The organism is Sphingobium yanoikuyae (genome assembly GCF_013001025.1).
Taxonomy (GTDB): domain Bacteria; phylum Pseudomonadota; class Alphaproteobacteria; order Sphingomonadales; family Sphingomonadaceae; genus Sphingobium; species Sphingobium yanoikuyae_A.
This window is the reverse complement of the sequence record NZ_CP053021.1, coordinates 1,136,982-1,155,006: the sequence shown is the minus strand read 5'-3', so window position 1 is coordinate 1,155,006 and position 18,025 is coordinate 1,136,982. Positions and strand designations below refer to the sequence as shown.

Below are 18,025 nucleotides of genomic sequence, written 5' to 3'. Positions count from 1 at the left end.
GATGATGCTGGCGGCGATCGCCGCGCTTGCTCTGCCGATGCCCGCTTATGCGTCGGGCGTGATCGACAATGTGAACGGCATCGCCATCGGACCGGATGGCAAGATCGTCCATTTCGGCGCGCTGATGATCGACGATGAGGGCAAGGTCGAGAAGCTGATCCAGGGCCGCTATCAGGAGCCCGAGTACAAGCCCAAGAAGCCCAAGCGCGGCCAGCCCTGGCCCGAGCGGCCGAAAGGCCCGAGCTTCAAGCTGGACGCGGGCGGCAAGACGCTGATCCCCGGCCTGATCGATGCGCATGGCCATGTCATGGGGCTTGGCCTGTCGCTGATCACGCTGGACCTGTCCGACACGAAATCGCTGGCCGAGGCGCAGGCGAAGATCCGCGCCTATGCGCAGGAGAATACCGGCCGCAAATGGATCATCGGCACCGGCTGGAACCAGGAGACATGGGGGCTGGGCCGGTTCCCGACCGCCGCCGAACTGGACGCGGCCGTGGGCGACATCCCGGTCTGGCTGGAGCGGATCGACGGCCATGCGGGCTGGGCCAACAGCGCGGCGATCCGCGCGGCCGGCGTCAGCGCCACGACCAAGGCGCCGGCCGGTGGCCGGATCGAGATGGCGGCGGGCAAGCCGGCAGGCGTATTCGTCGACAAGGCGATGGACCTGATCCAGAAGGTCGTGCCCGCCCCTGCCCCCAAGGATCGCGACAATGCGCTGGAAAAAGCGCAGCGCGCACTGCTGGCGGTGGGTATCACCGGCATTGCCGACATGGGCACCAGCATTGAGGATTGGCAGGCCTTCCGCCGGTCGGCCGACCGCGGCGCGCTGCGCGTGCGGATCATGTCCTATGCCTATGGCCTCGACAATATGGTGCTGATCGCCGGGCCGGAACCCACGCCCTGGCTGTATGACGATCATCTGCGCATGGGCGGGATCAAGCTGCTGCTGGACGGCGCGCTGGGGTCGCGCGGCGCCTGGCTGAAGGCGGACTATAGCGATGCGCCGGGCCAACGCGGCCTGCCGATGATCCCCTCGACCCAGTTGCGCAACATCATGAGCCGGGCGGCGATGGACAATTTCCAGGTTGCTGTCCACGCGATCGGCGACGCTGCCAATGGCGAGATACTCGACGCGATCCAGGAAATGTCGGACACCTATAGCGGCGACCGGCGCTGGCGCGTCGAACATGCCCAGATCATCGATCCGGCCGACCTGCCGCGCTTTGCCCGCTATGGCACGATCGCGTCGATGCAGCCGGTGCATGAGACGTCGGACTGGCGCATGGCGACGGCGCGGCTGGGCGAGGCCCGGCTGAAGGGCGCCTATGCCTGGAAGGCGATGCTCGACAATCATGTGCCGCTGGCGTTCGGCTCCGACGTGCCGGTCGAAAGCCCCAATCCCTTCCCCGGCATTGCCGCCGCCATGTCGCGACAGGACGCCAGGGGCGAGCCGGCCGGCGGCTGGATGCCCGAGCAGAAGGTGAGCTTCGAGGCAGCGCTGGACGGCTTTACCCGGCAGGCGGCCTTTGCTGGCTTTGCCGAGAAGAAATTCGGCAGCCTGGTGCCGGGGCAGCGGGCGGACTTCCTGCTGATCGACCGCAATATCGAGACGGCCAGCCCGACCGACATTCGCGGCACGCAGGTGCTGGAAACCTGGATCAACGGCAAGCGGGTCTATGTGAAGGGGCAGTGATGCCCCTTCAACCACCAACTTAGAAGGCGTTGTCGGCGGCGTTCATGGCGTCGTCGATCGTCTCGGGCAGCGGTGGCTGGACCGGGCGATCGCAACCGGCCAGCTTCATATGGGCGCGCAGCGTGTCCATGCGCCCGAGATTCCAGCGCGCCAGCGGCACGCCGAGCGGGCGGAATTCGGCGCGGTCGAACAGCTCGACCACATAGGTCTTGCACAGCTCGTCCACCTGATCGAGCGTCAGCATGCCGAGGTTCATGACCATCGGCTTGCCCGGCACGCCATTACGACCACGCACCAGATCGGTGACGTAGAGGCCGCCGCGCGGATCGACCAGCACGACGTCCGCGCGCGAGGCGTCGATCATGCGGTGGCTGGCGGCATAGGGTTCGACGAAGACATGGGTGCGCCAGACCAGGAAGCCGGCGGTAAGCAGCGTCACCACGAAGCCGATGAAGATCGGCCGCATCGCGCCCTGTGGCCGGAAGCGCGCCCAGCCAAGACCGCCCAGCAGGCAGAAGGGGCCGATGAAGCCGTGGGCATAGCGGAAGCCCCAGCCATAGCCCTGCGCCAGCGCCAGCGCACAGCCCGCCAGGCAGCCCAGCGCCAGCGGCAGGGCGATCTCGCGCCCGCGGATCGCATCGCGCCAGCGCATCGCCAGCACGCCCAGGCCCGCGAGCGGGACCATCAATATGTTGTTCCAGGCGGCATAGCGGCTGAGATTGACCAGCGGCTGCCAGCGGTCGCCCAGGCGCTGGAACAGGCTGCCCACCTTGTCGGCGACGCCGGCGGAGGGGCGCACATCGGTCGGCGCACCGAGCGCATGGAGCAGGAAACCGGGCCAGATCTTGGCCCAGACGATGACGATGGCAACCAGGGTCAGCGCGTGGAAGGCGGCCACGGTCCAGCGCCGCGCCAGCAGCATCCAGAGGATGAAGGGGGCGATGAAGATGGGCGGGAAATGCCATTGATGCAGGCCCGCCGCGATCAGCGCGACCACGCCGGCCGACAGATGGCCGGCAATGCCGCCGCGCAGCACCAGCGCCAGCCAGACCATGTTCAATGCGAAATGGCCGGTCATGGCATAGGGGGTCATCGCCGTGACCCAGAGCTGGGCCGAGGAGAGGCCGAGCAGCATCGTTACCCAGACGGCATCGGGCCGGTCGGGGAAGAGATGGAGCGCCACCCGCCATAGCGAGAAGAGGCCGAGCACCAGCAAGACCGGGCCGGCCAGATTGGGGTCGCCCATCTGCCAGAAGAGCGCCTGGATCGCGCTGTTCACCGGCAGATAGGCGGCGGTCCAGTAATCGGCGGCGCCGAAGGGCGAGAAAAATTCGGGCATGATCGCCCGGCGATAGGGTTCCCATTCGACCGGGATCGGACGGGCGAACAGGCCTTCGCGCATATAGGCGGCGGCAAAGCGCGCAACCTCTTCATCGCGGGAGACCGAATAATCCTGGAACAGCGCATAATGGCCGGCCCAGGCGGCAAGCCCCAGCAGGACGATGATCGGCACGATGATGCGCGCGCGCGGTTGCGGCAGGCGAAAGCCCATCCCCTCCGCAAAGGGCGCGGCCAGCGCCAGCAGGAACAGGCCGATCATCAGCGCCGGAAAATCCTGATCCAGGAACAGGATGACGGCGAGGCTGACACCCTGACGCCAGGTCACGTGCCACAGGAAGGTCGCGCCCAGCCACAGGGCGAGGCCGATCGCCCCGGCGAGGAACAGGCGCCGCGCGCTGACGAAGGGCATTCCCCCCGGCATCAGCTGTCCAGCAGCGCCTTGTTGACGAAGATGCCATCCATTTCGACCAGCAGGGGGAAATGGCCCTTGTTGTTGGCGAAGAAGGCGGAGGGGACGAAGGCGCGCGCCTCCAGCCAGTCGATCATCGCGCGATAGCCGGTGCCGCCTTCATAGATGGGACGCACGCCCAGTTCCGTCTGGATGCCAGCCATGTCGGCGATGACGCGCCCCGCGCCTTCGCAGACTGACAGGTCATGGCCCTGCGTATCCATCTTGAGGAAGGGCCGGGCAAAGCCGTGCGCGGCGCGCAGTTCGGGCAGCAGGCTGTCGAGCCGGCGGCACTGCATCTCGACCGTCTTCGTCACCTTGTTGCGGTCGGCGAAGATCGCGTCCTGTGCGCCCGACGGGGCCTTCAGGGAACTGAACTGGTCGGCAGCCATGATGTTGAAGCTGGCGGTGCCGTCGAAATCGGACAGGGCCATGTTGAAGACATGCCAGTTGCGGTCGGACGCGGCCGCCTTGCTGAGTTCGGCGAAAACGTCCGGGTTCGGCTCGAAGGAGAGGATGGTGCCGGCAAAGCCCGCATCCTTGCGCGCCATGGTCGCATATTGGCCGCGATTGGCGCCGACGTCGAACAGGCAATCGATGGCGAAGGCGGACAGGAAGCGCTTGAGCGCCTGAATCTCGGGATATTGGTGGACGCGGCCGGCCAGCGCCAGGCGCAGGGCCAATGCACGGTCGGACAATTCGCGGACATAGCGGCTCATGCGCGCAGCACCTGGCGGTAAATATCCATCGTCGCCAAGGCCATGTCCTTCCAATTGCCCATAATATCTCCATAGGCGCGCGCCCGCGCACCCGCTGCCTGCCTGATGGCCGCGCTTTCGATCAGCGGCAAGAGGGCTTGGCCAAGCGCCACCGCATTTCCGGCCGGAACCCGCGTGGTGACACCGTCCGGCAGGGTGCCGAACATGCCCGCGTCGGAGGTGACCATCGCCTTGCCATGGTGCAGCGCCGACAGGAAGGCGCCGCTCGAATCGATATGGCGATAGGGAAAGACCATCAGGTCGGCGTTCGCCATGTGCGCGTCGAGCCGGGGTTCGGTGAGGAAGCCGAAATCGGTGATGAGACGGTCGCCGAAGCCGGCGGCATGGACCGGATCGAGGATCGGCGCGACATCCATGAAGGGCTTGCCGGCCAGCACCAGCTCAAAATCATGGCCCGCGCGCCAGAGCGACAGGCAGGCCTCCACCAGCAGGTCGACGCCCTTGTATGGGCGGATCGTGCCGAAGAAGAGGATGCGGGGCGCGGCGGGATCGGGAATGGCGGCGAGGTCCGCAGGGGTGGCGGGCGCAAGCTGCATCGGTGGGTGCGGCGTCACATGGATGCGGGCGGGTTCGACGCCCTGTCCGACCAGCGCCGCGCGCGTCGTGTCGCCATGGACGATCAGCGCGTCGAACCGATCGAGCAGCGCGCGATAGCCGCGCCCCTGCAGGCCGCTGTCGGCATGATAGGCATCGGCATTATGGACGGTGTGGACGAGCGCGGTGCGCCCCCTGAGCCGATCGAGCATCAGCCGGTCGGCCGGCGCCAGCGGCAACCACTGGACATGGGTCACGTCCGCGCCGGTCATCGCATCAAGATTGCCGAGCGCGCAGGTCAGGCCATATTCGGCCGCCTTGGCAAGGCGGAAGGCCCGCCCCTCCCCCAGCCGATCGCGCAGCGCCTCGCTGCGGCGGAAGAAGCGCGGGGCGTAGCTATAGCCCTGCGGCACGATCGCATCGGTGGCGCGCATCGGCCGGCCGAGCAGGGTCACGTTAGCGCCCGCCTGCGCCAGGCCGGCGCACAGCCCGTCATCATAGCGCCCGGTGAAGAGCGACGGATCGAGCATGGCGATCTTCATGCGCGCACCAGCCGGCGCAGCGAGACGAGATGCAGGCCAGCCGCCAGCATCAGGGTCAAGGCATAGAGACCGAGGAAGCCGAGATCGAAGCGATCGGGCCAGAGCGCGCCGGCGAGCGGCACGCTGAGCAGCGAACCGGCAAGGAAAGGCAGCGAGCGCTGGAGCAGATGGGCAAAGCGGCCGAGCGCGGCCTGGACATAGACCGAGACGCAGATGACCGACAGCGCGACCAGTGCCAGCGCGGTGAGGCCAAGGTCGGCCTGGTCGATCGCGGCTCGGCCGTCGAACAGCTTGTCGAACAGCCAGCCGCCGATCAGCATCAGCAGCGCCGAACCGGCCAGCGCGAAGAAGAGCGCAGCGCCGAGCGCGCGGGTCAGGAGCTGGCGCACCCGCGCGCTTTCGCCGGCATGATAGGCGCGGGTGATGCGCGGCAGGGCCGCCTCCACCATGGCGCGCACCAGCATCGAGAGCGAGCGCGACATCTTGAAGAAAAAGTCGAACAGCAGCATCGGCCGGGCATCGCTGGTGGCCATGGCGATGGTGAAATAGGGCGCGTTATAGGCGACGATATCCGACACGGTGAAGGCCGCCGACGCACCGATATCGCGCAGATAATGGCGGCGCACATGGCCGCCACCGACGCGGAAGGCGAACCAGTGGCTGCGGCGCATGTTAAGGCGGCGATGGACATGGACGATGGCATAGCCGATCACCAGAACGCTGATCGCCAGTTGCAGCGCGACCGACAGGCGCGGATCGAGCCCAAACAGGATCGCCGCCAGCAAGCCGATCGTCACCAGGCGGCGGGCGCAATCCAGCCCTTCCCACAGGAAATTGCCGTCGATCGCCGCCAGCGCCCGCTTGGCAAGCAAAGCCGGCAGGTTGAGGCAGGCGGTGAGGAAGAAGAGCAGGAACAGCACTGGCATCGCCGTATGCAGCCCTTCCAGCGCCAGCGCGCCGAGCAGGAGGACGACCGCGCCGGCGATCAGCAGCCCGAGGAAGAGGAAGAGGACACCCATTTCCTCCAGCCGGAAGCCGCCATCGGCCGCCTCCTCATCGCTGCCCAGCCAGAAGCGGCGCAGGCGCGCATAGATGATGCTGGTGAGGCCGAATTCCGCCGAGATGGTGAAATTGCCGAAGGCGACGAGCAGCAGGAAGGCCTGGAACTCCGCCAGCGGCAGCACCCGCACGAAGACGAAGGTGACGGCGAAGCCCCAGATCATCACCAGCCCGACATTGGCGAGCTTGACCAGCGCGAGCATGCGGGCGGATGCCTCCATCCGCGCGAGCATGCTCACTGCGTCGCTGTTCCCAGCGGCTTGCGCGCCCGGAACAGCCGATCATCGAGCGCATAGAAATGGCGCGTGTCGGCGTCGATGTCGCGCGCGTCGATTTCCTCCAGCGCGAAGCCGGCGGCGCGGATGCGATCGGCAAAGTCGAGGCCATATTGGCGGACATGGTCCCACTGGCCAAAGCGCCGTTCGCGCTCGCGCGGGGGGATGTCGAAGCTGCCATCCTCGGTCGGCTTGTCCCACAGCGGCACGATCAGCCAGGCTTCGCCGCCGGGCTTGAGCGCGCGCAGGATATTGCGCAGCACGGCCATGTCATCGGGCACATGCTCCATCACATGGCTGGCATAGAAGAGGTCGTATCGATCGGTGTCGGACAGCGCCATCAGGTCGACCTTGTGCATGCCGGGCACGGTATAGCGCGCGGGATCAAGATCGGCCGGGACATAGTCGGCCGCCGCAGAGAAGCGCTTGACCAGGCTCCCTTCATTGGGGGCCATGTGCAGGATCGCGCCGTCGGTCGGCACGGTCAGCACGCCCTTCATGAGGAGATAGTTCATCAGCCGCTCGCGCGGTGAAGCGCTGCAATTGGGGCAGCCCCATTCGCCATTGTCGCCATAGCGGAAGAAGCCGACGACCGTCATGCCGCAGGCCGGGCAGCCGCGATTGGCGGAGGCACCCAGTGCCTTGCGCAGGTCGAGACCCAATTTGGTCAGATGCTTGCCGGCGGCCTTGGCCACCCGCTGGACAGTAATCACGCCATTCTCCGCTCGGTATCAGCTTCCGGCCTATACAATATGGCGCGGCTTTGGCGAGAGGGGATCAACGCGAAAGACTATCGCGACTGGGCAGGATTCCAGATTGTGACGGTGCGGCCGCTCATCGCCTTGAGCACGCCCTGCAAGGTGGCGGCATAGGCGATCATGATGTCGACCAGCGCGGCAAGCGGCCCGCCGCGCGAGCGCAGGCCGATCCAGGCGAGCAGCGCAAGGCCGATCGCGCCGAGCATGTAGAGCATGGGCGACAGGCGCAGTGCCAGCGCGCCTGCGGCGATCGCGCCGGTCAGGATGAAGGCGCCGCCAAACCAGCGCACGATCTTGCGCGAGGCATATTTGAACCGGTCGATCGCGGCCATGCGGCGCAGTTGCGGGCGCAAATGGCTGTGCGTGTGCCAGGCGCGCGCGGCGATCCGCACCTTGCGCCGATATTCGTCCTTGCGCCCCGTCACCAGCCGCTCGCGCGCAATCACATCCTTCGCCTTCACCAGCCGCTTGCCGGCGAAGACCACCGCCATGGAGACGGTGAGGTCGTCCAGCACGCTATCGGGAAATTCCGGATAGAGAGAGCGACGGATAGAGAAGATCGAGCCGTCGGCGCCCAGCACATTGCCGGTGCGCGACTCCTCGTCCTTCAGTCGCTCCTCGATCCGCCAGTAGAGCGAGCCGACGGCGGCGGTCGCGCTGTCGCCCTCGCCCAGATAATGGAGCGAGCCGAGCACGCCGCCGATATCGGGATCGGCATAGCGGGCGAGCAGATTATCGATCGCGTCGGCATCCAGCAGCACATTGGCGTCGGTGAAGATCAGTATGTCGCCTCGCGCACGGGCGGCCAGCAATTTCATGCCATGCGCCTTGCCGCTGCGACCCGGCCCGCGCAGCAAAGTGACGAGATCGCCCTGCGCCGCGATCAGCGCGGCGGTCTCGTCGGACGATCCATCGTCAAAGGCGAGGATTTCGAGCGTGGGATGCCGGCCTTTCAGCATCGCCAGATTGGCGAGCTTTTCCGGCATCGCACCCGCCTCATTATAGGCGCAGAAAAGCAGCGACGCGCTGGGCACCGGGCAGGCGACCGGCGTTTCCGCGCGGGTTGGCAGCATCCGCAGGATCAGCGGATAAAAGAGGAAGGGCCAGGCGACGGCGACCAACGAGGCCAGCAGGACGAGGGCGAGCAGCAGGTTGGTCACGGTCAATAGGCCTTGTGATGGACCAGCACGCCCAGCGTCGCGACGATGATGCGCAGGTCGCGCCAGATCGACCAGTCGCTGACATATTCCAAGTCCGACTGGAGCCGGTCGATCAGATCCTGATGATGATCGGTTGCGCCGCGATGGCCGCGCACCTGGGCCAGGCCGGTCATGCCCGGCTTGATGCAATGCCGTTCCCAATAGCGGGCATCGACCTCCCAATAGAGGCTGTCGCCTGCCTTGGCGGCGGCGGCATGGGGGCGCGGACCGACGACGCTCATGTCGCCGTTCAGCACATTGAAGAGCTGGGGCAGTTCATCGATGCTGGTCTTGCGCAGGAACGCGCCGACGCGGGTCACACGATCATCGTCGCGCCTGGTCAGCGTTGCGGCCTTGTGGTCGCTCGCCTCGGTCCGCATCGAGCGGAACTTGTAGATGGAAAAGGGCCGCCCATCCTTGCCGATGCGCGGCTGGCGGAAGAGGATCGGGCCGGGGCTGGTCAGCTTCACCGCCAGAGCGGCGCCGAACAGGACGGGCGACAGCGCGATGGTGGCAATGGTGGCGACGATGATGTCGAACAGCCGCTTGATCAGGCGGTCGCGGAATTGCAGCGGGCCGCCGGCGACGATGATCGTCGGCTGGCCGTCAAACTCGTCCACCCGCGCGGGGGCGAAGCGCAGCAGTTCGGGGACGACGATCTCGCCCCGTGCCGAGAGCGACTTGAGTGCCGCCGACCAGTCATCCATCCGTTCGAGCGGACAGGCGACGATCACCCTCTCCGCCATGCCGACCGCAGCGGCCAGGCGTGCGGCCATGTCGGCATCATGGCGTTCGGGATGGAGATTGGCGGCGTCCGCCTGGATCACCTCCATATGGGCGCCGGTCTCGATCGCGACCCCGTCCATGATGACGGCGGTGAGATGCGGAACATCGCCCAGCAGCCGGACGGCGAGGCGCGCGACGGCCAGACGCACCAGCGCCAGCGTTGCGGCGCCCAGCAGCAGGCCGGTGAGGAAGGTCAGACGGGATAGCTGTTCGGCGATCTTGCCCAGATAGACGATCAGCAACATCAACAGCGCCGCCTGCGCCAGCGCCAGCAGCGCGCGGAAGATGCCGCGGCGCACGCGATCCAGCGTGTTGATGCCATAGGCACCGCCCTGCACCGCGAGGATCGCATAGAGCGGCGCGACCATCGAGAACATCACCAGGCCATGGGGCTTGCCCGGTTCGCCCAGAAAGGCGCCGACGACCAGGAAATTGGCGAGGAGGAAGGCGATGAACAGCCCCGCCATGTCGCCGGCCAGGCACAGCGCATAGAGGCGCAGCCGCACAATTTCCTTCGAGACAGTCAATGAGGCGCCCTGCATGATCATTATGCTGTCCCGTTGGCACCGGGCGGGGCCGGTTGCAAGGCCCGCACCCTAAATGCAGTCACCTGTCGTGCAAATCGACACGAGACCGATAATCGGCTGCGCAATTACGATCCCGACGGCATAGATTATAAAAAGGGTCAGTTGCCATACCGATTTACCGTTCGGCCGAGGTGGAAGGCATAGCCATAGACCATATAGCCCCACGAAGATCGACAGTGTCGCAGCGGCGATGGCGGCCAAGCTCCCATACCAATGAGGCCGAACGAAATGCGCAAAGCCTAGCCAGATCAGCCACGGCCCTATCAACGCCAAAAAACTGCCAAAAGGCGCGCGCAATACGCCGGTCACGCGCCGAACAGCCGGCCGAGCGCCTTGTCGAGCATCACCATTTGCCAGAGCAGCCGGCCATGATCGGCCATGCCAGCCTTGTGATCGGCCGCGACCTTGGCGAGCATCTTCGTGTCGAACCAGCCGGTGCGGGCCAGCGCCGAGCCGCCGGCGACCGCCGTCGCCTCACCCGCCAGCGCGCCGCGGAACCAGGCGCTGATCGGCGTCACGAAGCCCATTTTCGGGCGGTAGAGAATATCCTGCGGCAGGAAGGGCTCCATCGCCTTCTTCATGAGATATTTGCCGCTATTGCCGCGAATGCGCTGGGCCACCGGCAGGCGGGCGGCAAATTCGACCAGCCGATGGTCGAGCAGCGGCTCGCGCGCCTCCAGGCTGACGGCCATGCTCATCCGGTCGCTCTTGGTCAGGATGTCGCCGGGCAGCCAGATGCGGATATCGGCATATTGGGCGCGGTCGAGCGGATCGCGCGCCGGGGCATTGGCCATCGCCTTGATATAGCGATCCTCGGCGCGATAGGCGCCCAGCCGGCTCTTCATGTCCTGGCTGAAGAGACGCTGGCGCAGCGCATGGGGCGTGACCCCGACCGAGGCGGCATAGGCTTCGCCGCCGTCGCCGGCCAGCTCCAGGAAAGTCGATTTGGCGCGCAGCGGGCGCGGCGCCCAGTCAGCCTTGGGATAATAGCGGCCAAGCGTACCGAACAAGGGTTCGCGCACCGAAGCGGGGATCAGGCCACGCAGCCTCTCCCCCTGCATCTGGAAGCGATGGCGGCGATAACCGGCAAACGCCTCGTCCGCGCCGTCGCCGGACAGGGCCACCGTCACCTGTTCGCGCGCCAGTTCGCACACCCGGTAGGTGGGCAGCGCGGAGGCATCGGCAAAGGGTTCGTCGAAATGAAAGGCCAGCGTGTCGGCCAATCCATAATCATCGGGTGATACGATGCGCGTGCGGTGATCGGTTGCGAAGCGCCGGGCAATCCGGTCGGCATAGGCGGTCTCGTCCAGGCTGGCGACGTCGAAGCCGATGGTGCAGGTCTTGACCGCCTGGTTCGATGCCTCCGCCATCAAGGCAACGACGCTGCTGCTGTCGACGCCGCCGGACAGGAAGGCGCCGAGCGGCACGTCGGACACCATGCGCGAGCGCACCGCCTGACGCATCAGCGCGACCAGTTCCTCCTCCAGCGCCTCCGGCCTGGCCTTGCTGCGATCGGCAAAGCTGATGTCCCAATAGCGTTGCGGATGGGGCAGCGAACGGCCGCGCACGAGGCGCAGCGTCTCGCCCGCACCCAGCTTGCGCACGCCCGCGACCATGCAGGCATCGTCGGGGACATAGCCATAGGCGAGATAATCCTCGACCGCGCTCAGGTCCGGCGCGCGGCGAAGCAAGGGGTGCGCGAGCAGGCTTTTCAGTTCCGACCCGAAGATCAGGCTGCCATCCGACAACAGGGCATAATGGAGCGGCTTCACTCCCAGCCGGTCGCGCACCAGCCAGAGCGACTGCGCGCGCGCATCGAACAGGGCGAAGGCGAACATGCCGTTGAAGCGTTGCACGCACTCCTCGCCCCATTGGCGATAGCCATGCAGGATGACTTCGGTATCGCTGTCGGTGCGGAAGACATGGCCCTTCGCCTCCAGTTCGGCACGAACCTCGGCGAAATTGTAGATTTCGCCGTTGAAGGTGACGACCAGGCTTTCATCCTCGGTCAGCATCGGCTGGGCGCCACCGCCAAGGTCGATGATCGACAGGCGCAGATGGCCCAGGCCCACGCCCGGCGCGGTCCATATGCCGCTGCCGTCCGGCCCCCGATGCGGCATCACGTCCAGCATGGCGCGCACCCGCGCAGGATCGACCGGCTTGGCCGTTTCGAGATGGAAGATGCCCGCAATTCCGCACATTGTTACGGTCCTAGCCTATGCCCGCGCTGCGGTCAGCCAATTCCTTCACATTGCCCAGATCGCGCAGGAAGACAGAGATCGCCGCGTCGGAGGGATGGCCGGGATGTTCTTCGGCGGAAACGAGGATCGCGACCGAGCGCGGATCGCGGCCCAGCAGGCGAGCGAGCATGGTCTGGATCTTCACTTCCGGCTTGCTGCCGGTCGGCGCGCCCTGCCCCACCACATAGAAGCTGACGACATGGCGGACGAGCGGGCCGGGACCGGTGATCTGCTCGCCGCGCGCTTCGGCGGGCGCCGGTGCGGGCGAGGACCAAGTCCATTCCTTGTCGGGATCGACCGCGCCCTGGCCGAAACCGACCAGTTCGCGCTTGTCCTCCTGCCGGTCAAAGGCGGCGACGACGAGGTCCACGACCTGTCCCTGCGCGTTGGCATAGCGGCCAGAGATGAAATGATCGGCGCCATCGAAGCGCGGTTTCCAGGGATAGGTCTGGGCGGCACTGGTGCGGGTCCAGCCCGGCACCGCCGGCAGATCGATGCGCGATGGCAGCGGACGGGCGGTGGCCGCAGTGGCCGCCAGCCAGAGCGGCGCGGCGACGATGATGCCGAGTGCGATGGCCGCCATCATGCCGGCCGGCGCCTGCCGCCGGACAGGGCGCTGCAGCGGCACGGGATCGAACCAGGGGTCGCCGGGCTTGCGATCGAAAAATGGCCAAGCGGTCGCCATCACGATGATCATGATGATCGCGAAGAACACCCAGCCATAGACGACATGGTCGAAACCGACAGCGGCATCCACCGTGGTCAGATGGGCGACCAATATGGTGGCGAAGGCGCGCACGCCATTGGCCAGCACCGACAAGGTAAGCGCTCCGGTCATGAACAGGATGCGGCGCGGCCAGCTCTGGAAGCATACATTACAGACCAGCGCGCCATAGGCGGTCATGGCGATCAGGAATTTGGCGCCCGAACAGGCCTCCGCCACCTCGAAATAGCCGGTCGGGGTGGTGATGAAGATGCCCTCCATATGGGCGGGCACGCCGGCCAGCGTCAGGAACATCATCGAGAGATGCGCCGTCACCAGCTGAAGATGCGGCACGATCTCTTCACCGAAGGGGACCATGAAGAAGGCGTAAAAGAGCGGGAAGAGCAAGGCGCGCGCCACCATCGGCCCGAGCAGCGCGATCACCGCGCCCTGGAGCATCAGGACCAGCGCGCCATGGCGGACCATCGCGACGCCCGCCGCCGCGCCGAGCAGCCAGGCAAAGGCGCCAAGGCCCAGCCAGATCAGACCCGGCGGCCAGGCGACCGGCTCCAACTGGCGCAGGCCGGGCAGACGCTGCTGCACCAGCCAGGCGATGAGGATCGGAATGAAGAGGCAATGGCCGAAGGTGGAGGCGTTCCACCAGATCGAGACCATCGAATAGAGATCGTCGAAGAAGAGCGTCAGGATGGCAGCCGCGACCACGCCGAGCGCGGTCAGATGACCACGCCAGCCGGCAAGGCCGATGCGCGGCATGTCGGCAAGGGAACGGGCGCGATCGGTCATGCGGCCTGCGGATCGGCCTTGCTCGGCGCGCCGAGCAGTAGGTCGGGCAGACCACCTAGCGTCGCCGACCAGCGATAACGCGCCTCGACACGGCGACGGGCGGCGAGGCCAAGCTGAGCCCCTTGCGCCGGATCGGCGAACAGCGACAGGACCGCCTGGGCTTCGGCCGCCGGGTCATCCACGACCAGGAAATCGCGGCCATCGACCGCATCAATGCCTTCGGCGGCCTGGGGCGAAGCAACGACCGGACGGGCCATCGCCATCGCTTCGAGCACCTTGTTCTGGATGCCGCGCGCGATACGCAGCGGCGCGACCACCAGATCGGCGGCGGCCAGCCAGCCGCGCACATCGGGCACCCCGCCGGTGACGATAACGCCCGGCAGATCGGCAAGGGCCTGCACCGGCTTCGACGGGTTGCGACCGACTATGGCGAAGCGCGCGTCGGGGCGTGCGGCCTGGATAGCGGGCAGCGTCTGGCGCGCGAAACTCTCGACCGCCTCGACATTGGGGCGATAGTCCATCTGGCCGGTGAAGACGATCAGCGGCCCTGCCCCCTTATCGACCGCCGGGAAATCGGCGGCGGGGTCGAAATAGTCGAGCGCCACGCCATTTTCGAGCGCGACGATCCGGTCCGGGCCAAGGCCGCAGGCATCGCGAAACAAGGCCGCTTCGGCCTCGCTGACGAAGCTGCAGATATCGGCGCGGGTCGCGACCTGCCGCTCGAAATCGAGCAGCACGCGGCCCTCGCGCCGGTTGATCCAGCCCATCGGGCCGGAACCCTGCGCGCCATAGGCGGCATATTTGGCCGAATCGAAATCGACGAAATCCATCAGGAACCGCACCCCCGCCGGCAGCATGGGCACGAAATGCGCCATCTGCGCCGAATAGGCAATGACGGCGCGGATCGGCCGTTCGGCCATGACCTGCGCGACCCAGCGATGGAGGTCCGGATGATCGAACAGCGACACCAGCAGCGACTGGCCGCGCGCCAGGCCGGTCAGGCCGGCGACCATGCGCGACCGGTCGCGCTTCAGCACGCACTGGCTGGCCGTCAGTTGCGCCATATCCGGAGCAAAGCCCATGTCGCGATCATCATCGGCAAAGCAGCCGACATGGACCGGCGCCATCTGCGCCAGCCGCTGAAGCAGATGATAGGACCGGATCTTGTCGCCCCGGTCGGGCGGGAACGGGATACGATGGCAGAGGAAAAGAAGCTCGCCCGTCATCCAAGGCCCCGCGCGATATGCGGACCGATGAGGTTGGCGACGGGCAGCGGCAGCTTCTTCCACAATTCCACCTTGCGCCGATATTGGGGCGAGAGCGGATTGACGTCGCGCGTCTCCTTGCCCGGCGCGGTGCGTAGATGATAGCCGAGCGGATCGCCCTCGAAACCCCAGGTCTTCTTCCAGGCGGCGGGGCCGGTGCCGACCTTCGACCGGCCGAAGTCGAAATGGGTGAGGCCGCGCTCGCGGGCCTGACGCATCAGGGTGAAATAGAGGACTTCGTTGGAGCGCATCGCCCGCGCCTCCAGCCCGGCGCCATGCCAATAAGGCATGCAGGCACCGCCATGATAGAGGCTGATGACCGCCGACAGGGGCTTGCCGTCCTTAGATACCATAGCGATGTCCGCATCCGCCCCGAACCGGTCGAGGATGGCATCGAACAGCGCGCGCGGGAAGACCGGCGTGCCGAGATTATGGACGCTCTGGCAGTAAAGGCGATAATGAATGTCGCGCAGCCGCTGGTCGCGGCCGGTCTCGAACTGGAGGTCGTTGCCGAGGCCCTTGCGGATTTCCGCGCGGTGGCGTTTGGGGATCGCCTTCAGTTCCGCCTCGTCATCGGCGGCAAGCGCGCGGGAGAAACCGAGATAGGCGTCGGCCTTGTTCTGCCATGAGGCGCCGCCGGGCGCTTCGCCGCCGCGCAGTTCCAGCGTGTCGCAGCCGAGCCTTTCCGCCTGATACCAAGCGGCATCGGCCAGCTTGGCGATCGCCTTGCGATGGGACGCGAGGATGCCGCCATCGACCGCGAAGCCGCTGCCGACCAGCGCCTTGCCGAACAGGGCCGAACGGATATGGGTGAGCGGCAGCACGCCGTTGATCTCGCCCGCGGGCGTGCGGGCGACCAGCATGATCGCCTTCTGGCCGGTGCCGGCCTCCACACCCATGATCCAGGCCGGTCGATGAAAGGGCGTCGAGCCCGGCTGGGCGCAGACCCAGGCATCGATTTCCGTCACGACAGCCGGATCGGAGAGGCGCGCCTCTCCGACGATGACGCTCAGATCGACAATCGCATTCATCTGGTCATTCCCTCAGTACCCTGGCACCGGCATAGGCCCAAAGGGCTGAATATATGGTAATCAGCCGAGGCCCCGACTGATCATCGGCCCCAGCAGATTGGCGACCGGCAGCGGCAATTTCTTCCACAGTTCGATCCGCCGCTGATATTTTGCGCTGGTCGGGCTGACGTCGCGCAACTGGCCGGTGGGCGACCAGTCATAATAGACGAGCGGCTGCGGATCGAAGCCGAAGCTCTTCTTCCAGGCGGCCTGGCCGCTGCCGACCTTGGACCGGCCAAAGTCGAACCGGCCCGCACCGCGCACGCGGCCATGGCCCATCAGCCGGTAATACATGAGTTCGTTGGACCGCAGCCGGCGGGCATCGGCGCCGCCACCACCCCAGAAGGGCATCACCCGGTCGCCATGATAGAGGGTCAGCACCGCCGAGACCGGGCGATCGCCATCGCGCACGATGCTGATGTCGGCATCCGCGCCAAAGGCGGCGATCACCTCGCGGAAGAGACGCGCGGGGAAGACCGGGGTGCCGAGGTTACGAACGCATTCGGCATAGATGCGATAATGGTCGCGCAGATGCGCCGAGGAGCGGCCATGATCGATGGTCAGCGCCGGATTGGCGAGCGCCTTGCGCAGTTCGGCGCGGTGCTTGCGCGGGATGGCGAACAGTTCGGCCTCGTCATCGGCGGCGAGCGGGCGGACGAAGGCGACATGCTCGCCCGCGCAGACGCGCCACCCCTCCCCCGGTGCGACACCGCCGCGCAGTTCGACCGGCGCATCGCCGCGTGCCCGCGCCTCATTCTGGGCAGCAGCAGCCAGGGCGGCGATCACGGCCGGATCATCGGCCAATATGCCACCATCGACGGCGAAGGCGGCGGACACCAGCGCCTGGCCGAACAAGCGGCTACGCACATGCTGGAGCGGCAGCAGGCCGCAAATCTGGCCCGAGGGCGCGACCGCCGCGAGCATCAGCGCCCGGTTCGCGGTCGCCCGCTCGATCGCGATCAGCCAGGCCGGGCGATGGAAGGGCGTGCTGGCGCCATGGGCCAGCACATAGGCATCTGCCGCCTGCGCCTGCGCCGGATCATTGAGGTCCAGCGTGGTGATCGCCAGATCGGCCCGATTGCCCGCGATCATGCGGCGCGCGCCGCTTCCTGCGCGACCAGTGCATCGACGCGGGTCCAGGCGAAATCCTGGGTCAGGCGGCGCAGCTTGGCGGCCATGACGGTCAGATTGGTATAGTGGCGCACCCGCGAGCGCAGCGGCGCACCGGCGACGCGCGGCTGATCCGGGTCGATTTCCCAGGGGTGGAAATAGATGATGGCGGGCCGCTGCGCCTGCCCGTTCACCTGCCGAATCGCCCAGCGCGAAAAGCCATAGGGCAGCAGGCGGAAAAAGCCCCCGCCCCCGGCCGCCAGCGTCCGCTGGCCCAGCTTTGCCGTGGTGACCGGCAGTTCGAGCAGATCCGATCCCGCCACCGGTTTCCAGGCGAAGCGCGGCGAATCGGGCCAGCCATAATGGTCATGCCGGATCGGCGCGACGCTGCTGGAATAGGCATAGCCTTCCTCCGCCAGGATCGGATGCGCCCAAGGCGTGCGCGGATCGATCGAGAAGCTGGGCGCGCGATAGCCCGACACCTTCTGCCCACTGGCATCCTCCAGGATCGCGCGGGACTTGCGCAGGTCGGCGCGAAACTGTTCGGGCGTGAAGGTGAAGACGCGAGCATGGTCATAGCCATGGCTGGCCACTTCATGCCCGGCTTCGGCGATGCGACGCATCAGCGCGGGATAGCGTTCGGCGACCCAGCCCAGCGTGAAGAAGGTCGCGGTGACGCCAGCCTGCGCGAACAGGTCCAGCACCGCATCGGTGTTACGCTCGACGCGATGCGTCAGCCCCTCCCAATCGGAACGGTCGATCGTCCGCTCGAAGGCGCCGACCTGGAACCAGTCCTCGACATCGACGGACAGGGCATTGTGCATCATGATCT

General features: G+C 66.7%; 14 protein-coding genes. 1 reads left to right on the top strand and 13 read right to left on the bottom strand.

Annotated elements, in window-relative coordinates; all coding sequences use genetic code 11:
- The first annotated feature begins 4 nt into the window (after nt 1-4).
- On the top strand, nt 5-1,693 hold the full coding sequence (locus HH800_RS06070) for an amidohydrolase (RefSeq protein ID WP_169863256.1): 1,689 nt from the start codon (nt 5-7) through the stop codon (nt 1,691-1,693).
- 19 nt (nt 1,694-1,712) lie between these two features.
- On the opposite strand, the gene HH800_RS06065 is transcribed toward HH800_RS06070, so the two are convergent.
- The 13 genes from HH800_RS06065 to HH800_RS06005 form a co-directional block, all read right to left on the bottom strand.
- A complete protein-coding gene (locus tag HH800_RS06065) occupies nt 1,713-3,455 on the bottom strand; it encodes a hypothetical protein (protein WP_029548053.1) in 1,743 nt (580 codons plus the stop codon).
- On the bottom strand, nt 3,455-4,201 hold the full coding sequence (locus HH800_RS06060) for an FkbM family methyltransferase (protein ID WP_169860507.1): 747 nt from the start codon (nt 4,199-4,201) through the stop codon (nt 3,455-3,457). The genes HH800_RS06065 and HH800_RS06060 overlap by 1 nt, the downstream gene beginning before the upstream one ends.
- Nucleotides 4,198-5,337 (bottom strand): glycosyltransferase family 4 protein, encoded by a 1,140-nt coding sequence (locus HH800_RS06055; RefSeq protein ID WP_169860506.1) that lies wholly within the window; start codon nt 5,335-5,337, stop codon nt 4,198-4,200. The genes HH800_RS06060 and HH800_RS06055 overlap by 4 nt, the downstream gene beginning before the upstream one ends.
- Nucleotides 5,334-6,617 (bottom strand): hypothetical protein, encoded by a 1,284-nt coding sequence (locus tag HH800_RS06050; RefSeq protein WP_169863255.1) that lies wholly within the window; start codon nt 6,615-6,617, stop codon nt 5,334-5,336. Before HH800_RS06050 ends, HH800_RS06055 begins: the two co-directional genes overlap by 4 nt.
- Before the next feature lie 14 nt (nt 6,618-6,631).
- Entirely contained in the window at nt 6,632-7,384 is a 753-nt protein-coding gene (locus HH800_RS06045) for a class I SAM-dependent methyltransferase (protein WP_069337216.1), read from the bottom strand.
- A 77-nt stretch (nt 7,385-7,461) separates the two neighbouring features.
- Nucleotides 7,462-8,589, bottom strand: coding sequence for a glycosyltransferase (locus HH800_RS06040; protein WP_069337237.1), 1,128 nt, complete (start codon nt 8,587-8,589; stop codon nt 7,462-7,464).
- 2 nt (nt 8,590-8,591) lie between these two features.
- Nucleotides 8,592-9,962, bottom strand: a complete 1,371-nt coding sequence (locus HH800_RS06035; RefSeq protein ID WP_069337215.1) for a sugar transferase — start codon at nt 9,960-9,962, stop codon at nt 8,592-8,594.
- Between the two features lie 344 nt (nt 9,963-10,306).
- Nucleotides 10,307-12,202, bottom strand: a complete 1,896-nt coding sequence (locus HH800_RS06030) for an XrtA/PEP-CTERM system amidotransferase (RefSeq protein ID WP_169860505.1) — start codon at nt 12,200-12,202, stop codon at nt 10,307-10,309.
- Between the two features lie 10 nt (nt 12,203-12,212).
- A complete protein-coding gene (xrtA, locus tag HH800_RS06025; RefSeq protein ID WP_169860504.1) occupies nt 12,213-13,748 on the bottom strand; it encodes an exosortase A in 1,536 nt (511 codons plus the stop codon).
- Complete coding sequence (locus tag HH800_RS06020) at nt 13,745-14,974, bottom strand: TIGR03087 family PEP-CTERM/XrtA system glycosyltransferase (RefSeq protein ID WP_169860503.1); 1,230 nt, start codon at nt 14,972-14,974, stop codon at nt 13,745-13,747. Before HH800_RS06020 ends, xrtA begins: the two co-directional genes overlap by 4 nt.
- Nucleotides 14,971-16,044, bottom strand: coding sequence for a FemAB family XrtA/PEP-CTERM system-associated protein (locus HH800_RS06015; protein WP_169860502.1), 1,074 nt, complete (start codon nt 16,042-16,044; stop codon nt 14,971-14,973). The genes HH800_RS06020 and HH800_RS06015 overlap by 4 nt, the downstream gene beginning before the upstream one ends.
- A gap of 60 nt (nt 16,045-16,104) precedes the next feature.
- Nucleotides 16,105-17,175, bottom strand: a complete 1,071-nt coding sequence (locus tag HH800_RS06010; protein WP_169860501.1) for a FemAB family XrtA/PEP-CTERM system-associated protein — start codon at nt 17,173-17,175, stop codon at nt 16,105-16,107.
- Nucleotides 17,172-18,020, bottom strand: a complete 849-nt coding sequence (locus HH800_RS06005) for an XrtA system polysaccharide deacetylase (RefSeq protein WP_169860500.1) — start codon at nt 18,018-18,020, stop codon at nt 17,172-17,174. Before HH800_RS06005 ends, HH800_RS06010 begins: the two co-directional genes overlap by 4 nt.
- Nucleotides 18,021-18,025 lie beyond the last annotated feature (5 nt).

Excerpts from the sequence above, each read along its gene's own strand:
- HH800_RS06020 (WP_169860503.1), bottom strand. The coding sequence starts at position 14,974 with ATGACGGGCGAGCTTCTTTTCCTCTGCCATCGTATCCCGTTCCCGCCC.
- HH800_RS06030 (WP_169860505.1), bottom strand. The coding sequence starts at position 12,202 with ATGTGCGGAATTGCGGGCATCTTCCATCTCGAAACGGCCAAGCCGGTC.
- HH800_RS06055 (WP_169860506.1), bottom strand. The coding sequence starts at position 5,337 with ATGAAGATCGCCATGCTCGATCCGTCGCTCTTCACCGGGCGCTATGAT.
- HH800_RS06070 (WP_169863256.1), top strand. The coding sequence starts at position 5 with ATGCTGGCGGCGATCGCCGCGCTTGCTCTGCCGATGCCCGCTTATGCG.
- HH800_RS06010 (WP_169860501.1), bottom strand. The coding sequence starts at position 17,175 with ATGATCGCGGGCAATCGGGCCGATCTGGCGATCACCACGCTGGACCTC.
- HH800_RS06005 (WP_169860500.1), bottom strand. The coding sequence starts at position 18,020 with ATGATGCACAATGCCCTGTCCGTCGATGTCGAGGACTGGTTCCAGGTC.
- HH800_RS06035 (WP_069337215.1), bottom strand. The coding sequence starts at position 9,962 with ATGATCATGCAGGGCGCCTCATTGACTGTCTCGAAGGAAATTGTGCGG.
- HH800_RS06065 (WP_029548053.1), bottom strand. The coding sequence starts at position 3,455 with ATGCCGGGGGGAATGCCCTTCGTCAGCGCGCGGCGCCTGTTCCTCGCC.
- HH800_RS06060 (WP_169860507.1), bottom strand. The coding sequence starts at position 4,201 with ATGAGCCGCTATGTCCGCGAATTGTCCGACCGTGCATTGGCCCTGCGC.
- HH800_RS06015 (WP_169860502.1), bottom strand. The coding sequence starts at position 16,044 with ATGAATGCGATTGTCGATCTGAGCGTCATCGTCGGAGAGGCGCGCCTC.
- xrtA (WP_169860504.1), bottom strand. The coding sequence starts at position 13,748 with ATGACCGATCGCGCCCGTTCCCTTGCCGACATGCCGCGCATCGGCCTT.
- HH800_RS06050 (WP_169863255.1), bottom strand. The coding sequence starts at position 6,617 with ATGGAGGCATCCGCCCGCATGCTCGCGCTGGTCAAGCTCGCCAATGTC.